This window comes from Burkholderia aenigmatica, from assembly GCF_048627025.1.
In the GTDB taxonomy this organism is placed as follows: Bacteria; Pseudomonadota; Gammaproteobacteria; order Burkholderiales; family Burkholderiaceae; genus Burkholderia; species Burkholderia aenigmatica.
This window is the reverse complement of record NZ_CP184468.1, coordinates 202,375-215,796: the sequence shown is the minus strand read 5'-3', so window position 1 is coordinate 215,796 and position 13,422 is coordinate 202,375. Positions and strand designations below refer to the sequence as shown.

Here is a 13,422-nt window from a genome sequence, read left to right as displayed (position 1 = left end):
CTTGTAAACGTCAGGGTTTCGGCACGGCGACGGCGGACGCCGCGAGCGCCGGGCGCACGGCCGGCGCCGGGGCCAGCTGCTGCGCGAGCTGCTGCGAGCCGGCCGCATCGGCCGACAGCGTCGTGGTCGTCGCATCGTCGCGCATCAGCGCCTCTTCGGATTTGCGGTTCAGCACGATCACGCTGATCCGGCGGTTTTCCGGATCGAGCGGGTCGGCCTTGTTCAGGTTCTGCGTCGACGCGAGGCCGAGCACGCGCAGCACTTTCGCCTCGTCCATGCCGCCGGAGATCAACTCGCGGCGCGACGCGTTCGCGCGGTCGGCCGACAGCTCCCAGTTGCTGTAGCCGCCCTCGCCGCCCGCGTACGGCACGGCGTCGGTGTGGCCCTGGACGATGATCCGGTTCGGCACGTCGTTCAGCGTCTTGCCGATCTCGCGCAGGATGTCGCGCATGTACGGCTCGACGTTGTCGCTCGACATCGCGAACATCGGCCGCTTCTGCGTATCGACGATCTCGATGCGCAGCCCCATCAGCGTGGAATCGATGCGGATCTGCTGCTTGAACTGGCGCAGCGTCGGGTTGGCCTCGATCGCGGCCATCAGCTTGATCTGCAGGTCGTGCAGGCGCGTCTGCTCGAGCCGGTCCTGCGCGCCCTGCGCCTGCGACCGGGAATGCTCGTCGCCCGCTTTCGCAAAGCGCTCGGCGAGCTGCGTCGTGCCGTCGGTGCGGTGCAGCGTGCCGGCGTCGACGCTCGACAGGTCGCGGCCGCCGCCGTTGATGATGCTGGAATCCTGCGAGCTGCGGTCGCCGCTGCCGAACAGCGCGGCCTTCAGCGGCGTATTGAAGTACTCGGCGATCCCCTTCAGCTGCACCGACGTGACCGAGCTCAGCAGCCACATCAGCAGGAAGAACGCCATCATCGCGGTCATGAAGTCCGCGTACGCGAGCTTCCATGCGCCGCCATGGTGGCCCTTCTTCGCCGGGGCCACCCGCTTGACGACGATCGCGCGATCCTTGCTTTTGCTCATCGGGCGCTCCGCGTCACTTCGCCTTCACGCGGCGCACATGCTCTTCGAGCTCGGAAAACGACGGGCGCTCGGTCGAGAACAGCACCTTGCGGCCGAACTCGACGGCAATCGCCGGCGCATAGCCGTTCAGCGTCGCGAGGATCGTCACCTTGATGCACTGGAACATCTTGGTCGACTCGGCGACGCGCTGCTCCGCGAGGCTCGCGAGCGGCCCGATCAGCCCGTACGACAGCAGGATCCCGAGGAACGTGCCGACCAGCGCCTGCGCGATCATCGCGCCGAGCACCGCGGGCGGCTTGTCGGCGGACGCCATCGTGTGCACGACACCCATCACGGCCGCGACGATACCGAACGCCGGCATCGCGTCGCCGACGCGCATCAGCGCGTGCGCGGGGCCTTCGCCTTCCGTGTGGTGCGTCTCGATCTCCTCGTCCATCAGGCTCTCGATCTCGAACGCGTTCATGTTGCCGCCCACCATCAGGCGCAGGTAGTCGGTCAGGAATTCGACAATGTGGTGATCGGCGAGGATCTTCGGGTATTGCGTGAAGATCGGGCTCTTTTCCGGATCGTCGATGTCGGCCTCGAGCGTCAGCGTGCCTTCCTTGCGTGCCTTCGCGAGCAGCACGTAAAGAAGCGCCATCAGCTCCATATAGACATCCTTCGTGTATTTCGAGCCCTTGAAGAGCGTCGGCAGCACGCGCAGCGTGGCTTTGATGGTCTTGCCGCCGTTGCCGAGGATGAACGCGCCGACGCCGGCGCCCACGATCATCAGGATCTCGACGGGCTGGATCAATGCGCCCAGATGCCCGCCTGCCAGCGCATAACCGCCGAAGACGGACAACAGCGTCACGAGTGTTCCCACGATAATCAGCACTGCCTGTCCCTCACGAATGACCGGCGGGGAGACCGCCGTTAAACAGGTTTACGGCAGTCGGCAGGAAAACTTTCGCGGCCGCCCGGCGGCGGCGCGGAGGTGTTTACCAGCAATTCGCAGACGCTTCGCGCCGCCCGGCGCGGCCGCTTGCGCCCCGCCCGGCAGTGCTCAGGCCGCGGCGGCGGCCAGTTCGGCGCGCGCGGCGGCGGCCTTGCGGGTCTTGCCCGCGCGCGACGGCGGCTGGCAGAGGCCGCAGACGAAACCTTGATGCGGATCATGCGCATGCGCGACGAAGTGGCCGCCGCAGCGCGTGCACGGGGTCATCTGCAGCATCCCCGAATCGAAGAAGCGCACGAGCGTCCACGCGCGCGTGAGGCTCAGCGCGGCCTCGTCGCCGGACAGGTTCACGTGCTCCAGATAGAGCCGGTACGCCTTCACGATCGACTGGATCGGGTCGCAACGGCCGTGGTCCTGCATGAACCGGTAGATGTTGTAGAACAGCGACGAGTGGATGTTCGGCTGCCACGTCATGAACCAGTCGGTCGAGAACGGCAGCATCCCCTTCGGCGGCGACACGCCCTTCAGTTCCTTGTACAGCTTGATCAGACGGTCCCGCGACAGGCTCGTCTCCGCTTCCAGCAACTGCAGCCGGGCGCCCAGTTCGATCAGTTCGATGGCGAGGGTGATTTCCTTCACCTCGATCACGACGCTTTTGCTTGCCATGGTGAAAACCGTCCGCTTGACGTTGTTCGGATAGATGGCCAATACGCTGCCCGCCGGCGCGGCACGCCGGGACAGTCGCAAGGCGGGATGGATCAGCGGACGCCTTCGACCTGCTGCCCGGCCATCAGGATGGCCGAGTGGGCGTGCGCGACGACATCGCTGCGGCCCTTGTCGGCGAGCGACGACAGCAACGCGTGATCGTCGAAGCGAAAGCGGCACAGCATCTGGTTCGACGCGGCGAGCTTCACGGTCTGTGCGAGCGTGAGGTTCCCGAGCACGTCGGCCAGTTCCTGGGAAATTCCCATGCGGAACATGCCCATCGCCTTGTCTTCCCGCAGCAGGCGTTGCGCGAGGAGGAGGTACGACAGGTTGACCTCTTTGATCTCACTGAGCATTTCGCTGGTAGCGCTCATGATTCCCCCGTTAAAGAGCTTTGCTTTGGCCATTCGTGTTATGAAAACGTTTGCTCGATCGGGGCGCTCTTGGCGCTCAGTCGGCTCGTTTATAGTCTTACAGGGCGAATTTTGGCCAAACGGCATTTACGCCGGTATCAGCGAAGTGGCGTATGCCATGCAGGATTTGTCTGTAAACCGTGTAGGAATTTTTCCGACAAGGCGAATTGAAAGCTGAAATCGGGGAAGCAGGTGACAGCGCGAATTCGGCTGCGATGGATCCGATGGCCTCCGCGCGGTAGCGAAAGGCTTGCCGGCAAGGCTGCCGACAACCGGATCGGTAAAAATTATAGTGGTTTTTCACGATGACGCAACAATAGTTGCGTCTATCTCCATTTCTGATTCCGCGCCCTTTTTCTCGGGGTTTTCGCGTATTTCATCGTGTAACAAGCCTTAAGTGTTTGAAAAAACACTCGAACCCCTCAAGGCGATATCGATAATGGACTCCAATGGGCGGCGGCGCGAGCCGTGCCGGCCCGCCCCGCAGCTTGCCGTCCGGCGCCCCGCGCACCCCGCCCAGGGCACGGCCACGTACCGCCAACCGCGTACGTCGGCGAGTTCCGCAACCTTGCACGGGATCCGCATCGGCGCTACCGCGCCCTCGGATCGAAACAGGAGAACCCCATGCGAATTGCCCAGATCGCGCCGCTTTACGAAGCCGTTCCGCCGAAACTCTATGGCGGCACCGAGCGTGTCGTGTCCTACCTCACCGAGGCGCTCGTCGAACTCGGCCATGACGTGACGCTGTTCGCCAGCGGCGACTCCGTCACGTCGGCCCATCTCGAGGCGGCCTGGCCGCGCGCCCTGCGGCTCGACCCGTCGATCCGCGATTCGATGGCGCCCCATATGCGGCTTCTCGAACAGGTCGCCCGGGTCGCGCACGAATTCGACGTGCTGCACTTCCACCTCGACTACCTGCCGTTCCCGCTGATGTCGCGCCTCGACACACCGTACGTGACGACGCTGCACGGCCGCCTCGACCTGCCGGAGCTGCAACCGGTGTTCGACGCGTTCCCGGACGCGCCGGTCGTGTCGATCTCGAACAACCAGCGCAAGCCGCTGCCGCAGGCCGCGTGGGCCGGCACCGTGTATCACGGGCTGCCCGAGACGCTGCTCACGCCGCAGCCGGGCGTGAAGCCCGAATATCTCGCGTTCCTCGGCCGGATCTGCCCGGAAAAACGCGTCGACACCGCGATCCGGATCGCCGCGCAAAGCGGGCTGCCGCTGAAGATCGCCGCGAAGGTCGACAAGGCCGACGCCGACTATTTCAAGGAAGTGATCGAGCCGCTGCTCGGCGAGGCGCACGTCGAGTTCATCGGCGAGATCAACGAGGCGCAGAAACCCGCGTTCCTGTCCGGCGCGAAGGCGCTGCTGTTCCCGATCGACTGGCCGGAGCCGTTCGGCCTCGTGATGATCGAGGCGATGGCCTGCGGCACGCCGGTCGTCGCGTTCAACCGCGGCTCGGTGCCCGAAGTGATCGAGGATGGCGTAACGGGCTTCATCGTCGAGGACGTCCAGGGCGCGGTCGGCGCGCTGCACCGGCTCGACAGCCTGTCGCGCACCGCCATCCGCGAACGTTTCGACACGCGTTTCAGCTCGAAGGCAATGGCGCAGCGTTATGTCGAAACTTACGAATCGCTTTGCACGCGAACCCGCCAACCGGCATTGCGCCGCGTCGCCGGCGCCTGACACGGAAATCCGCGAGGAAATATTCCGTAATCAAATCCGCGCCGAAATCGGCGCGCAAAACAAAAGAGCCGCATCTCGATGCGGCTCTTTTGCGTTGGGTTTTCGGTCATTCGATCAGGAAACGATCACGGTTTTTACCGACGATCCAATTCGGCGGCTTGCCGCGCCCGCTCCACGTCGCGCCCGACTTCGGATCGCGGTATTTCGGCGGCAGCGGCGCCTTCTTCGGCGGGCGCCCGCGCTTCGCTCGCTCCGCGAAGCCCAGATCCTGGGCCGTCAGCCCGTATTCGGCAATCTTTTGCTGGACTTCGGCAATCACCGCCGCCACTTCCTGGCGGCGCACGTCGTCCGCCTGGGCCTGCAGATCGGCGATCTGCGCCTTGAGTTTCGCGTATTGAGACATTTTTTGACTCCCCTTTTCGATGATGCGGCCCCGGCGAATCCGGCCGGGATACTCACATCCGTTACGCCATCTGCACTGCTGCCCTGCCCTTCGATATTAATGCTGTCATCTTTAACCGATTCGGCTATATCGAGAATGCGGACTTATTCTAATAAAAGGCATTCGTCAGCCATTCAAATTTAACAATCGTTGACCCTCCCCGACCCGATTCATTTCCTATAATCCAGACCAATTCCGGTGACGGTTTAAATCCGTCGTGTCATCCGGTTGTCTTCAATCCACTTGAACGAGGTCCTTACATGAATCTTTCTCAGCGTCTCGCTGCAGAGGTATTCGGCACGTTCTGGCTGGTGCTCGGCGGGTGCGGAAGCGCCGTGCTGGCCGCCGCCTTTCCGGGCCTCGGCATCGGCTTTGCCGGCGTCGCACTAGCCTTCGGCCTGACCGTGCTGACGATGGCATTCGCCATTGGCCATATTTCGGGTTGCCACCTGAATCCCGCAGTGAGCGTCGGCCTGACGGTCGCCGGCCGCTTCCCCGCACGCGATCTCGTGCCGTACATCGTCGCGCAGGTTGTCGGCGCGACGATCGGCGCATTCGTGCTGTACCTGATCGCGACCGGCAAGCCGGGCTTCGACGTCGTCGGCAGCGGCTTTGCGACGAACGGCTTCGGCGAGCGCTCGCCCGGCCACTACGCACTCGGTGCGGCGTTCATTTGCGAAGTCGTGATGACGGGCTTCTTCCTGTTCGTGATCCTGGGTGCCACCGACAAGCGCGCACCGGCCGGCTTTGCGCCGATCGCGATCGGCCTCTGCCTGACGCTGATTCACCTGATCTCGATCCCGGTCACCAACACGTCGGTGAACCCGGCCCGCTCGACCGGCCCGGCACTGTTCGTGGGCGGCGAAGCGATCGGCCAGCTCTGGCTGTTCTGGGTGGCGCCGATCATCGGCGCGGCACTCGCCGGGATCATCTACCCGCTGGTCGCAGGGCGTGACAACGCCGTCGACCTGCTGCCGGTATCGGCTCGCACAAGCGAATAAAACACTACGGGGTCAAGCGAGCAGAGCAGCGAGCCTCACGCTGTCCAAGAAGATCGAGGCAGGTCATTTCGACGGGCGCCACTGGCGCCCGTTTTTCATTTCCGCCGGAGCAGGACGCTCAGGATGCGGCGGGGTTGCCTTCGAGCGAGAACAGCGTGCGCAGGTGGCGGGCGACGCCCGCGTCGAAGTTGTTGCCGATCCGCGGGATGTGCGGCAGCCGCGCGATCAGGTCGGGGTTCGCGTTGTTCATCATGAACGCGTGGCCGGCGGTTTCGAGCAGGTCGATATCGTTCATGTTGTCGCCGAACGCGATGCAGTGGCCGGTGTCGACGCCGAGCCGCGCGAGCACCGAGCGCAGCGCGCGGCCCTTCGACACGTTCGCGGTCATCACTTCGAGGCAGTCGGGCAGCGAGTACGTGACGTACAGCGCATCGCCGAAGCGCACGCGCATCTGCTCGGCGACGACCGCCAGATCGGCCGGATCGCCGATATACAGCACTTTCGCGATATCCGTGCCGTCGTGCGCGGCCATGTCGATCACGTCGTAGCGGAAGCCCGAATCCTGGTGGAATTCGAGCAGGTGCGGCGCATCGCGGTCGATCAGCCAGCCCTGGTCGGTGAACAGGTTGACGATCACCCGGCCGTGCGCGCCGACGACCTCCGGCTGCACGAGGCCGCGAACGATCGCCGGATCGATGTCCTGCGCGTGGATCGTCGTGTCGTCCGGCGCATGCACGCGCGCGCCGTTCGACGTGATCAGGTACGGCCGGATGCCGAGCACGTCGCGAATGCCGGCGACGTCCGCGTAATGGCGCCCGGTGGCGATCACGAACTGCAGGCCGTCGCGGTCGAGCCGGCGGACGGTGTCGATCGTGTATGGATCGAGCTGGTGGTCGCTGTTCAGCAGGGTACCGTCGAGATCGGTGGCGATGACTTTGTACATGGGACGGAAGAATGGCGCTCAGGGCTCTGCGGAACGGCCATTTTAACGTCGTGCCCGATTGCCCGCCGGACGGTTCCCGGTCGATCTCCGCCAGCGGCCCCGCTTCGGGGCGCCTTCAACCACCCTCGAACGCCTTCAACCGCCTTCCGCTTCCCGCAGCGCCTGCAGCGCGAGCTGTAGCGCGCCGTGCGCCGAATCGTCGAGCGGCGCGCGCAGCCGGGCGGCATGGCGCGCCGGCACGGCCGGTGCCAGTGCGTCCGCCAATCCGCCGCACAGCGCGACCGGCAGCACCTGCTGCGGATCGAGCGCGTCGATCATCTTGCCGATCTCGTCGCCCGCCTGCGCGATCAGTGCGCCCGCGACCCGATGCGAACGGTGCGCGAACACGATCGGCGCAAGCCGCGCGTAGATCGTCTGGTTCGCATCGCACGACCACTGGACGAGCGCGTCGCGATCCTGCGCGCCCGTTTCCGCGAGCAGCGCGCTGGCGAACGCATCGCGCGGCACGCGGCCGTCGAGCGCCTGCTGCGCATACGCGAGCGCACGCACGCCGAGCCATGCGCCGCTCGCCTCGTCGCCGGACGGAAAGCCGAAGCCGCCCGCGATGCGGCACGCGCCGGCCGCATCGAGCGCCGCCGCGATGCTGCCGGTGCCGAGCGCGACGATCAGCCCCGGCGCGCCGCCGTGTGCGCCGACGACGGTCGTATATGCATCGCTCTCGACCGCCAGCGCGCCGAGCGGCGCCTGCGCGCGGAACGCGGCCAGCCATGCCGCATTGTTGACGCCCGCGAGCCCGCAACCGAGCGCGCACTGCGACCAGTTGAATGCGAGACCGGCCTGGGTGAACGCGTCCGCGCAGGCCGCACCGATCGATGCCCACGCGCGCTCGATGCCGAGCCCGAGCCCCGACGGGCCGCCGCGCCCCTGCGCGAGTTCGCGCCCGTGCCGGTCGGCCAGCACTGCGCGCGTACCCGTGCCGCCGCCGTCGATGCCGATCGCAAAAAGTAATGCCGCCATGCCTTCATCCCGCTGATTCGAACAGGCGCCAAGCTTAACCGGATCGGCGCCGCGCGCCCATCTGCCGTTCGGCCGGTTGTCCCGCGAAAAGGGCTTACGCTATGCTGACGCGTTCGAGTCGATACTGAAAACGAGGCAGACGATGTCGCAGCGGTGCAACTGGGTGAAGACGGAAGCGGACGCTCACTATCACGATACCGAGTGGGGCGTGCCGTCGCACGACGATCGCCACCTCTTCGAAATGCTGATCCTGGAAGGGGCGCAGGCCGGGCTGTCGTGGTCGACGATCCTGAACAAGCGCGCGGGTTATCGCGAGGCCTTTGCGGATTTCGACGTCGATGCCGTCGCGCGCTTCACGCCGAAGCGCATCGAGAAGCTGCTGGAGAATCCCGGTATCGTGCGCAACCGCGCGAAGGTCGAGTCGGCGGTCACCAATGCGCGCGCCGTGCAGCGCATTCGCGAAGAGCACGGGTCGCTCGCCGCGTTCCTGTGGTCGTTCGTCGGCGATACGCCGATCCAGAACGCGTGGCAGTCGTACCGCGACGCCCCCGCGTCGACCGAACAATCCGACATGCTCAGCAAGGCGCTGAAGGCGTACGGCTGCAAGTTCGTCGGCTCGACGATCTGCTATGCGCTGATGCAGGCCACCGGCATGGTCAACGATCACGAGGTCGGTTGCCCGTGCCACGCGCAATGCGCGGCGCTCGGCGGCAAGCAGCCGGCACGCCGGCGCAACGCTGGCTGACGGCGCGGGGCGCACCGGAGCCGTCACGGCCTCGGGATTTTCCCGGCCCCCAAAAGCAAAACGGCGGAGCGGCTTCTTTCGAAGCACGCTCCGCCGTTTCGCGGCAAACCGTCAGACGCTCTTAGTGGAGCTTCTTCGGCAGCATCTGGCTGCGCAGGCGCTTGTGCAGGCGCTTGACGGCTGCTGCCTTCTTGCGCTTGCGGACTGCGGTCGGCTTTTCGTAGGACTGGCGCTCGCGCAGTTCAGCGATCAGGCCATTTTTTTCGATAGCACGGCGAAAGCGGCGAATCGCCACTTCGAACGGCTCGTTTTCTTTCAGAAGAATCGTCGTCATGTCGTTCCTAAATTGCTTAAACGGTCAAAAACGTAGCGGCCAAGCGCCACGCACCGGCCATCCGAGCGTCCCCACAAACAGGCGAAACGAGCGGAAATACGGCCTCGGAGGCCGGAAAAGAGAGGCGGAAAGCACCGCGAGTACGCTTCACAAGCCGCGTGCAGCGCCGCGTTTGACTGCCAGCAGACATGCCGAAAACGGCAGAGGCGTGACAGAAATCTCAATTCAGCCCGCCATCATAGCAGGGAATCACAGACAAAACCACCCTTTTGTCGCTTGCGTGTGCACAGCGTTGCGACTGCGTGCCGGAGCCGGCCGCCATCCTGTTTCTGCCCCCGTTTCATTCGGCATCGCGCCGGGCCCGTCCGAAATGACAAAGAAGGATAAAAAATCGGGCCGAATCTCAACGTGCCCCTCAAGTTTTGTTTTGGTGCGCCGAAATCCTGCTCTGAGGCGGCCAGCAATGAACGAGTGCTTCCGCCGACGCCAAAACGGCTTTCCAGGGCTTTCGGCTTAAACAGGAGAATTTCCATGCTCGGAATTAACAGCAACATCAACTCGCTGGTTGCACAGCAGAACCTCAACGGCTCGCAGAACGCCCTGTCGCAGGCAATCACCCGCCTGTCGTCGGGCAAGCGCATCAACAGCGCAGCAGACGACGCAGCCGGTCTCGCGATCGCAACCCGGATGCAGACGCAGATCAACGGCCTGAACCAGGGCGTGTCGAACTCGAACGACGGCGTGTCGATGATCCAGACCGCATCGAGCGGCCTGTCGCAGATCACGTCGAGCCTGCAGCGTATCCGCCAGCTGGCCGTTCAGGCATCGAGCGGCTCGCTGTCGACCAGCGACCAGCAAGCGCTGCAACAGGAAGTTTCGCAGCAGATCTCCGAAGTGAACCGTATCGCTTCGCAGACGAACTACAACGGCAAGAACCTGCTCGACGGGTCGGCCGGCAACGTCAGCTTCCAGGTCGGCGCGAACGTCGGTCAAACCATCACGCTGAACCTGACGCAAAGCGTCTCGGCAGCAAGCATGGGCACGGGCCTGCCGACGAACGGCGCGACGCTCGGCCAGCTCACGAACCTGAGCCTGACGAGCGCCGGCGCAGCGACGACCGGCACGCAAACGCCGGCGATCACGACGATCAACATCCTGTCCGACGGCCAGGGCGGCTTCAAGTTTACCGACCAGAACAACCAGGCACTGGCTAGCGGCACGGTCACGAGCCTGTTCGGCGCCAATACGACCGGCTCGGGTACGGCACTGTCGCTGACCGCAGCGGCAGGCGGCGCACTGGGTTCGATCACCAGCTCGCCGGCGGCAGCATCCGCCGCGACGAGCAGCTCGGTTACCGCGATCAACGCCGCCAACGCGGGGAACGGCTCCGGCGTAGCCGGCCGCCCGGCCGCTGGCGCCGCGATTGGCACGATCACCGGCCTCAGCCTGGATTCGAACGGCGGCTTTATCGCCCCGAACGAGTCGGGTGCAACGATCACGTCGATCTCCGTGCTGTCGGACGGCGCCGGCGGCTTCACGTTCCAGGATCAGAACGGCAACGCACTGGCGGCCGCCGTCACCAGCAAGGTGTTCACCGTCACCGCTGCGACGGCGACGGCCGGCGCTTCGCTTACGCTGCGGCCCACCATCGGCTCCGCGACGACCAACGCGACGACCCAAGGCCTGGCTTCGCAAAGCGCAATCAACTCGACCAACCTCGCCAACGTGCCGCCGCGCGTCGCCGACATCAACATCAGCACGACGGCCGGCGCCAACCAGGCAATGGAATCGATCGACAACGCGCTGGCCACGGTGAACAACATCCAGGCAACGCTGGGTGCTGCACAAAACCGCTTCACCGCGATCAGCACGACGCAGCAAGCGCAAGCGACCAACCTGTCGCAAGCCCAGTCGCAAATCCAGGACGCGAACTTCGCACAGGAAACCGCGAACCTGAGCAAGGCACAGGTGCTGCAACAAGCAGGCATCTCGGTGCTCGCACAAGCGAACTCGCTGCCGCAGCAGGTCCTGAAGCTCCTGCAGTAATCGCTTCACGGCGTCTCGCCCGGGGCCCCGCGCAACGCATCGCGCGGCGCCCCGGGCGCTTTGGCTTGCGCGATTCGGCTGCTTGAATCGCGACAACCCAAAGCCTTCGCGCAATACGCATTCGATCACCAGATACGCATCGCTCATCCCAGGCACGGAGCCGTCACATGTCCACCGTCAACACCAATACGTCCAGCGCCAATGCGAACAGCGCGCTTCAGCAAGCTGCGCAGTCGATCATCAGCGGCTCGACCGGCAACTCGACGATGGACGTCAACTCGCTCGTGACGGCGCTCGTGAATGCGAAAACGGCCGGCCAGACCTCCGCGCTGACCGCCAAGCAAACCACCGACAACACCCAGATTTCCGCGTTCGGCACGCTGTCTTCCGCGCTGAGCGCGCTGCAGGCGAGCCTGACGACGCTCTCCAACGGCTCGCTGCAGAGCACCTTCACCGCGACGCCCAGCGGCAACGGCCTCACCGCGACGGCCGGCCAGGGCGCGGTCGCCGGCACCTACAACGTGAACGTCACCCAGATCGCCGCGGCGCAGGCGTTGTCGTCCACCGGCTTCGCCGATCCGACCAAGGGCCTCGGCAACGGCACGCTGGCCCTGTCGCTGGGCAATCAGTCGTTCTCCGTCAACATCGACAGCTCGAACAACACGGTGGCGGGCATCGCGGCCGCGATCAACGGCGCATCCGGCAACCCGGGCATCACGGCGACGGTCGTCACCGGCACCGACGGCGCCCACCTCGTGCTGAGCTCGGCGGCCACCGGCGCGTCCAACACGATCAGCGTTGCGGTCAGCAACCTGAGCGGCGACGCCGGGCTGTCGAATCTCGGCGTCAAGTCGGTTCCCGGACAGAACGGCGGCCCGTCGACCTTCACGTCGGCCAACAGCAGCGCCGCGTGGACGCAGAGCACCGCGGCCCAGGATGCCGCCTTCTCGATCAACGGGATCAGCGCAACGAGCTCGACCAACACGGTCACCAGCGCGATCGCCGGCGTCACGCTGAACCTGACGTCGGCCGCGGTCGGCGCCGCGCAGGCCCAGACGCTGACGATCGCATCCGACACGAAGACGCAGGCAACGGCGATCAACAACTTCGTGAACCTCTACAACACGCTCGTCACGACGATGGGCACGCTCACCCAGTTCACGGCGGGGGCAGCGACGCAAGGCCCGCTGCTCGGCGACTCGACGCTGAGCACGGTCAAGAACACGCTCGCGTCGCTCGTGACGCAAGGCGTGAAGAGCGGCAGCTCGACGATCACGCTGTCGTCGATCGGCATCACGCTGCAAGCCGACGGCACGCTGCAGACCGACAGCACCAAGCTCAATACCGCGCTGCAGAGCAACCCGGCCAGCGTCGCCGCGCTCTTCAATTCGACGAACGGCGTCGGCGCGCAGATGTCGACGGCAATCAACAACTTTACGAAGACGGGCGGCCTGATCGACCTGCGGACGTCCGCGCTCAACGCCGACCTGAAGAGCATCGCGCAACAGCAGACGACGCTGTCGAACTACGCGACGCAGCTGACGAACCAGTACCAGGCACAATTCACCGCGCTCAACACGCTGATGGCGACGATGAACAACAATTCGCAGTACCTGACGCAGCTGTTCGGCGGCCAGAACAGTGCCGGCGCGATGTCGAACAACAAGTAACCGACGCGAATGGAATCGACCATGGAACAGCACGAACTGATCGCGCGTTTGAATGCGCTGACCGACGACATCGAACACGCGACCGCAATGGCCGACTGGACGGAAGTCGCCCGCCTCGCGGAAGTCCGCTCGCCGCTCGTCATGGCGCTGACCCCTGACCAGCCGCCGGAAGGCATCGCCGCCATTCGCCGCATTCAGGCCAGCAACGAAAGCGTCGTCGCCAACGCGCATCGCGCCCAGCGCGAGCTCACCGACGAGTATCACGTCGCGATGGGCCGCGTGCAGGCCGTCGGCGAGTATCACGACATGGCACGCCTGTAAGAACGCCCAGCGCATCGCCTGCGGCGATACGCGCCCACGAACAACAAGCACTACACGCCGAAGTGAGGGCGTGCTCGTTCGACTCGTGCCCGCCTTGTGCGGGCATTTTTTTGTCTGGTCGATCCAGCGCACACCAAC

14 protein-coding genes are annotated in these 13,422 nt (G+C 65.0%); 6 read left to right on the top strand and 8 right to left on the bottom strand.

Annotated features, from left to right (window positions below):
- Nucleotides 1-10 precede the first annotated feature (10 nt).
- From motB to flhD, 4 genes are all read right to left on the bottom strand, one after another.
- A complete protein-coding gene (gene motB, locus ACN8ZM_RS00965; RefSeq protein WP_043185039.1) occupies nt 11-1,027 on the bottom strand; it encodes a flagellar motor protein MotB in 1,017 nt (338 codons plus the stop codon).
- Between the two features lie 13 nt (nt 1,028-1,040).
- Nucleotides 1,041-1,901 (bottom strand): flagellar motor stator protein MotA, encoded by an 861-nt coding sequence (gene motA / locus ACN8ZM_RS00960; protein ID WP_043185037.1) that lies wholly within the window; start codon nt 1,899-1,901, stop codon nt 1,041-1,043.
- Between the two features lie 168 nt (nt 1,902-2,069).
- The gene (gene flhC, locus ACN8ZM_RS00955; RefSeq protein WP_043185235.1) at nt 2,070-2,624 is read right to left on the bottom strand and encodes a flagellar transcriptional regulator FlhC; all 555 of its coding nucleotides are present in this window, start codon (nt 2,622-2,624) and stop codon (nt 2,070-2,072) included.
- 92 nt (nt 2,625-2,716) lie between these two features.
- The gene (flhD, locus tag ACN8ZM_RS00950; RefSeq protein WP_027788649.1) at nt 2,717-3,037 is read right to left on the bottom strand and encodes a flagellar transcriptional regulator FlhD; all 321 of its coding nucleotides are present in this window, start codon (nt 3,035-3,037) and stop codon (nt 2,717-2,719) included.
- Between the two features lie 663 nt (nt 3,038-3,700).
- Here flhD and ACN8ZM_RS00945 point away from each other — a divergent pair.
- Nucleotides 3,701-4,765 carry a glycosyltransferase family 4 protein gene (locus ACN8ZM_RS00945; RefSeq protein ID WP_420210417.1) on the top strand — a complete coding sequence of 355 codons (1,065 nt, stop codon included), beginning with the start codon at nt 3,701-3,703 and terminating at the stop codon, nt 4,763-4,765.
- Between the two features lie 106 nt (nt 4,766-4,871).
- Here ACN8ZM_RS00945 and ACN8ZM_RS00940 read toward each other — a convergent pair whose 3' ends face one another.
- On the bottom strand, nt 4,872-5,168 hold the full coding sequence (locus tag ACN8ZM_RS00940) for an H-NS histone family protein (protein WP_021162849.1): 297 nt from the start codon (nt 5,166-5,168) through the stop codon (nt 4,872-4,874).
- Nucleotides 5,169-5,467: 299 nt separating this feature from the next.
- Between ACN8ZM_RS00940 and aqpZ the strand changes: the two genes are divergently transcribed.
- The gene (gene aqpZ / locus ACN8ZM_RS00935; protein ID WP_043185032.1) at nt 5,468-6,208 is read left to right on the top strand and encodes an aquaporin Z; all 741 of its coding nucleotides are present in this window, start codon (nt 5,468-5,470) and stop codon (nt 6,206-6,208) included.
- A 118-nt stretch (nt 6,209-6,326) separates the two neighbouring features.
- Here aqpZ and ACN8ZM_RS00930 read toward each other — a convergent pair whose 3' ends face one another.
- Nucleotides 6,327-7,151: a Cof-type HAD-IIB family hydrolase gene (locus tag ACN8ZM_RS00930; RefSeq protein ID WP_089449694.1), complete on the bottom strand. Its 825-nt coding sequence runs from the start codon at nt 7,149-7,151 to the stop codon at nt 6,327-6,329.
- 135 nt (nt 7,152-7,286) lie between these two features.
- Nucleotides 7,287-8,168, bottom strand: a complete 882-nt coding sequence (locus tag ACN8ZM_RS00925) for a BadF/BadG/BcrA/BcrD ATPase family protein (RefSeq protein WP_420210416.1) — start codon at nt 8,166-8,168, stop codon at nt 7,287-7,289.
- 142 nt (nt 8,169-8,310) lie between these two features.
- Here ACN8ZM_RS00925 and ACN8ZM_RS00920 point away from each other — a divergent pair, with 142 nt between their 5' ends.
- Entirely contained in the window at nt 8,311-8,913 is a 603-nt protein-coding gene (locus tag ACN8ZM_RS00920; RefSeq protein ID WP_420210415.1) for a DNA-3-methyladenine glycosylase I, read from the top strand.
- Nucleotides 8,914-9,034: 121 nt separating this feature from the next.
- Here ACN8ZM_RS00920 and rpsU read toward each other — a convergent pair whose 3' ends face one another.
- Nucleotides 9,035-9,247: a 30S ribosomal protein S21 gene (rpsU, locus tag ACN8ZM_RS00915; RefSeq protein ID WP_006401410.1), complete on the bottom strand. Its 213-nt coding sequence runs from the start codon at nt 9,245-9,247 to the stop codon at nt 9,035-9,037.
- Nucleotides 9,248-9,778: 531 nt separating this feature from the next.
- Here rpsU and ACN8ZM_RS00910 point away from each other — a divergent pair.
- The 3 genes from ACN8ZM_RS00910 to ACN8ZM_RS00900 all read left to right on the top strand — a co-directional run bounded on the left by ACN8ZM_RS00910 (nt 9,779) and on the right by ACN8ZM_RS00900 (nt 13,284).
- Nucleotides 9,779-11,293, top strand: a complete 1,515-nt coding sequence (locus ACN8ZM_RS00910; protein ID WP_420210414.1) for a flagellin — start codon at nt 9,779-9,781, stop codon at nt 11,291-11,293.
- Nucleotides 11,294-11,460: 167 nt separating this feature from the next.
- Nucleotides 11,461-12,963: a flagellar filament capping protein FliD gene (gene fliD / locus ACN8ZM_RS00905; RefSeq protein ID WP_420210413.1), complete on the top strand. Its 1,503-nt coding sequence runs from the start codon at nt 11,461-11,463 to the stop codon at nt 12,961-12,963.
- A gap of 21 nt (nt 12,964-12,984) precedes the next feature.
- The gene (locus tag ACN8ZM_RS00900) at nt 12,985-13,284 is read left to right on the top strand and encodes a flagellar protein FliT (protein WP_089449689.1); all 300 of its coding nucleotides are present in this window, start codon (nt 12,985-12,987) and stop codon (nt 13,282-13,284) included.
- The last annotated feature ends 138 nt before the right edge of the window (nt 13,285-13,422 follow it).

Coding starts and splice junctions, on each gene's coding strand:
- motB (WP_043185039.1), bottom strand. CDS start 1,027: ATGAGCAAAAGCAAGGATCGCGCGATCGTCGTCAAGCGGGTGGCCCCG.
- flhC (WP_043185235.1), bottom strand. CDS start 2,624: ATGGCAAGCAAAAGCGTCGTGATCGAGGTGAAGGAAATCACCCTCGCC.
- flhD (WP_027788649.1), bottom strand. CDS start 3,037: ATGAGCGCTACCAGCGAAATGCTCAGTGAGATCAAAGAGGTCAACCTG.
- ACN8ZM_RS00945 (WP_420210417.1), top strand. CDS start 3,701: ATGCGAATTGCCCAGATCGCGCCGCTTTACGAAGCCGTTCCGCCGAAA.
- ACN8ZM_RS00940 (WP_021162849.1), bottom strand. CDS start 5,168: ATGTCTCAATACGCGAAACTCAAGGCGCAGATCGCCGATCTGCAGGCC.
- aqpZ (WP_043185032.1), top strand. CDS start 5,468: ATGAATCTTTCTCAGCGTCTCGCTGCAGAGGTATTCGGCACGTTCTGG.
- ACN8ZM_RS00930 (WP_089449694.1), bottom strand. CDS start 7,151: ATGTACAAAGTCATCGCCACCGATCTCGACGGTACCCTGCTGAACAGC.
- ACN8ZM_RS00925 (WP_420210416.1), bottom strand. CDS start 8,168: ATGGCGGCATTACTTTTTGCGATCGGCATCGACGGCGGCGGCACGGGT.
- ACN8ZM_RS00920 (WP_420210415.1), top strand. CDS start 8,311: ATGTCGCAGCGGTGCAACTGGGTGAAGACGGAAGCGGACGCTCACTAT.
- rpsU (WP_006401410.1), bottom strand. CDS start 9,247: ATGACGACGATTCTTCTGAAAGAAAACGAGCCGTTCGAAGTGGCGATT.
- ACN8ZM_RS00910 (WP_420210414.1), top strand. CDS start 9,779: ATGCTCGGAATTAACAGCAACATCAACTCGCTGGTTGCACAGCAGAAC.
- fliD (WP_420210413.1), top strand. CDS start 11,461: ATGTCCACCGTCAACACCAATACGTCCAGCGCCAATGCGAACAGCGCG.
- ACN8ZM_RS00900 (WP_089449689.1), top strand. CDS start 12,985: ATGGAACAGCACGAACTGATCGCGCGTTTGAATGCGCTGACCGACGAC.